Raw genomic sequence first — 4,354 nt, 5'->3', positions numbered from 1 at the left:
TTTAGATGAAGATAATTATGCAGCCAAACGGGATTTTTACAAAAATATAGAAACAGAGTTGCATGATATTCGACTGAAAGGGGATTTGGTTATTGCTTCATTTTTCGCCAAAGATAAAGATAAAGCGAGAAAGGATGAGCGTGATAATTCATGGTTGAAGTTTTACCAATGGCAGAAAAATCAAGAAGATGATTTAGATGTCAGGCGAATTTGTGCGGAATTGCGGTATGGTGAGAAACCAGTTCCGGCCTTTAATTGGGAAATTGAATTTCCTGAAGTATTTGATAGAGATAATCCAGGGTTTGATGCGATTGTTGGGAATCCGCCATTTGCCGGGAAGAATACAACAATAAATGCTCATGCTTCTGGTTATCAGGATTGGTTAAAAGTTGTTAATCCCGAATCTCATGGAAATGCTGATTTGGTAGCACATTTTTTCAGGCGCTCGTTTAGCCTTTTACGCCAGTCTGGATGTTTTGGATTGATTGCTACAAATACTATTGCTCAAGGTGATACCCGTAGTACAGGTTTAAGATATATCTGTGAGCAAGGCGGTACAATTTACAACGCTCAAAAGCGAATGAAGTGGCCGGGTTTAGCGGCGGTTGTCGTGAGTGTTATTCACGTTTTTAAAGGTAAATACGAAAAGATAAAATTGCTAGATGGAAAAGAAGTTAATTTAATTTCTGCGTTTTTGTTTCATGCAGGAGGCAATGAAAATCCAAAGGTGTTATTGGTAAATGCTGATAAAAGCTTTCAAGGTAGCATCCTTTTAGGAATGGGTTTTACATTTGACGATTCTAATCCTGATGCTACACCCATTGTAGAAATGCACCGATTGATTGAACAAAATCCTAAAAATGCAGAAAGAATTTTTCCTTATATCGGAGGTGAAGAGGTTAACTCAAGTCCAACTAATACACATCATCGATATGTGATTAATTTTGGTGAAATGAGTGAGACTGAAGCTAGAGAATATTCTGATTTGATGAAGATTGTAGAAGAAAAAGTTAAACCTGCAAGATTAGCACAAAACCGTGAAATCCGCGCTCGGTATTGGTGGCGTTTTGGTGAAAGTACACCTGCTTTAGGAAAAGCGATCGCACCTCTTAATCGCGTGTTAGTAACAAATTGTGGTGCTACACCGCATTTATCACTAACATTTTTACCATCAAACATGGTATTTGCAAATACTTTAGCTATTTTAGCTTTTCAAAATCATGGGATTTTTGCAATTCTCCAATCTCGCATACATGAAATTTGGGCAAGATTCTTCAGTTCATCCATGAAAGATGACTTACGCTACACCCCCTCAGACTGTTTTCAAACCTTCCCTTTCCCTGAAAACTGGGAAACAAACCCCACCCTAGAAACTGCTGGTCAAACCTACTACGAATACCGTGCCGCCTTAATGGTTCGTAACAACCAGGGACTCACCGACACATACAACCGCTTCCACGATCCCGACGAACGCCAACCCGATATTTTACAACTACACTTACTCCACGCCCAAATGGATCGCGCTGTCCTCGATGCTTACGGCTGGATAGATATTTCCACAGACTGCACCTTCCTGCTTGACTACGAAGACGAAGAAGACAACGAAAACACCAGCAAACGTCAGAAAAAAAAGCCTTGGCGCTACCGTTGGCCCGAAGAAATTCACGACGAAGTATTAGCCCGTTTACTCGAACTCAATCAGCAACGCGCCGAAGCTGAAATTTTAGGCGGTAAGGCTGCTGAGAAAGGGAAAGTAAAAGGGAATACTAACAAAGGTAGAAAATCACGTAAAACAGGAGACGAATCTGCAAGTATTCCAGGCTTGTGATTAAGTAAGCCCAAGTGTTTTTCTCGCACATTAATAACTTTCTAAACTAGGAATTGCATCTTTCCATGAATCCAGAATCTCTCGAAATAAATTCTCACCCATTACTATTAGAAACAACAAATGTATCTAATGAACAAGCATCCGACATACAGGAAATCGATGTTCAATTAACTGTTTCTGATAACTTACAAACAAAAAATATATCTCCTGAAGAAATATTAGCATTTAATGAAATAAAGGATTTAGGAACCACTCATATTAAAGAAGAGCAACAGCCAGCAGAATCATTAAAAACTCCTATACAACCTTTTGGTACTATCCAGAGCCTGCTTCCATTGAGTGAAGCTTTTTTCAAATATTTAAGATTGATAGTACCTTGGCTATGGGCTGTAGTAATTGTTGTAGTTTTTATACCCATGATTGGGCAATTATTTATAGCTAAAGCATTTCAAGCACCAGCTACTTCTTCAAGTCCTCCACCCGCTTTGGTAACACCAGCTAAACCTACACCACAAGCCATTGACTGGAATCTAGTTAAAAAATCAGTACATAAAGAACTGAAAGTTGCTTACAAAAGTGCAGAAGATTACGCATCTAAAGAACTAGATGCGTGGGCTGATGACTTAATAAATCGTGTAGATAGTAACTTTTTGGATTGGTACTTTAGCTATTTTAATCAAAAGAAAATTGAATACAAAGCCTTTTTTAGTGGAATTGCAACTAATATGGGGCGCTGGCTAAATCCTAATAGCCAAGTATCACAAGAGCGAATAGCAGAAATTATTACTGAAGATTTTCAAACAGAGTTCGCTAAACGAGTGCTACGCCCTCAAATTTCTCAACTTCGTTTAGAAAGAATCACTACTCAAACAGTTCAACACTATTTCAATGCAGTTGATGCAAATATTACCCTAATTCCTAAATACCAGCAAATTTCTCAACCTGATTGGAATCGTTATCTTCATGACTTATCTATTGATATTGTGAATGTTGAAGGCAAAAAATCAAAATTAACGGGAAAAGCACTTCTAGCTGGAGAAGCTTATTTAGCCTTTAAGCCTTTAATCATCAAAATGATACCAACTATCGGTAGTAAAGTTGTTTTAAAGCTTGCAGGTAAAGCAGGCGCAAAAATTGCTGCAAAAACAGGTGGTATTTTGGCAAGCAAGGTAGGTACTGTTCTTTTAGATTCTACGGTCGGAGTAGGAATTTTACTTTGGGATGTTTGGGATAATCACCATACAGCTAGTATTGAAAAGCCAATTTTGAGAGATAACTTAGCTCAGTACCTGCGAGAAGTAAAAGGTTCTCTACTAAATAATCCTGACAACGGCATTATGACAGTAGTTGAGAAAATTCAACAAAGCATAGAGCAATCTTTAGATTTAGCCCAAGATTTAACTTCTGAAAATTTGAGTTGATTAAGTCAATGTCTTACAGTAAATCTCTACAGCGTTTTATTTCACTAGCAGCAACTATTGTTTTAGTTTGGGTTGGTATTGTTCCTGGCTCTGGGCAAATAACTGCTGTTCATGCTCAAACTATTAATAACAAAATAGTTTTAGAGCAACCAATTACATCATCATATAATGGAGATGAACTCGATCAAAGTTTAGATAAGGTAGTTACGAGAGAACTCGTTAAACCTTCAAATGATTGGTACGAAATTGACCAGCATTTAGTTAATGCGGTTAGAAACGCGTACAACAGTTCTGAGAATTATGCAATTACTGAGTTAGAGGATTGGCAAAATGAACTAATGCAAAAAGTAGATGATAAATTTCTCAATTGGTATTTTAGTTATGGTAATCAAAAACTGATGGAATTTGGTGTTCCCTTTGCTTGGATAGTATTTAAACTAGATTCTAGTTTAAAACTATTTAGAACCGAAGAAGAGAGAAATTTAACTGCTGGAGAAATAGTTAAAGAAAGAATGACGCAAGACTTCAATAATAAATTCCATGAATTAGTTTTAAACGAAGACTCTGAAAAATCTTTCAAGCGGATAGTAGAAAGAATCGGTAGGGCTTATGCTTCAGCAATGAGTATTCAATTTTTAACAATTAAATCTCAATATAAAATCAATGATCCCGACTGGAAAGAACATTTAATTAAAATATCACAGCTTATTTACAATACAGGTAATAGTCAATCAAGTCTTGCAATAGATAGCTTCAATAGTGATTTATTTACAAAAGCATTTACTTTTACCACAGCTACTGTTGGATTAAAATTAGCCGCTAATTTTGCGGCTAAAGCTGGTTCTAAAATCGCTGCCAAAGCTGGGGCATCTGCTATTGCTAAAGCAGGCGCTCAACTTCTTGATCCCATTTTAATTGTAGGCTTTTTAGCTTGGGATGTTTGGGATTATAACCACATGGTTGCACAATCTAAGCCACAACTACGCCAAAATATTTCAGATTATTTAAGGGAAGTAAAATACTCAATTTTATCAGCACCAGACAATAGTATTATGGCTGCTCTGAAAGATGTCGAAAGCAAATTCTTGGATGGAATAGAGTCTCA

General features: G+C 37.0%; 3 protein-coding genes. All 3 read left to right on the top strand.

The annotated features are described in order from the left end of the window. Positions 1-1,828 (top strand): type IIL restriction-modification enzyme MmeI (locus ACWATR_RS38695; RefSeq protein ID WP_460345302.1); only part of this gene is annotated, 1,828 nt, incomplete at its 5' end. Positions 1,829-1,893: 65 nt separating this feature from the next. Continuing rightward, positions 1,894-3,249 (top strand): hypothetical protein, encoded by a 1,356-nt coding sequence (locus ACWATR_RS38690; RefSeq protein ID WP_460345299.1) that lies wholly within the window; start codon positions 1,894-1,896, stop codon positions 3,247-3,249. 8 nt (positions 3,250-3,257) lie between these two features. Next, positions 3,258-4,354 (top strand): hypothetical protein (locus tag ACWATR_RS38685; protein ID WP_460345296.1); only part of this gene is annotated, 1,097 nt, incomplete at its 3' end.

This window comes from Nostoc sp. UIC 10890, from assembly GCF_054786515.1.
Note: the sequence above shows the minus strand (reverse complement) of the source record. Positions and strands in the feature narration are given on the sequence as shown.

What these genes read in the sequence shown, in the direction of transcription:
- ACWATR_RS38690 (WP_460345299.1), top strand. Translation starts at nt 1,894, where the DNA reads ATGAATCCAGAATCTCTCGAAATAAATTCTCACCCATTACTATTAGAA.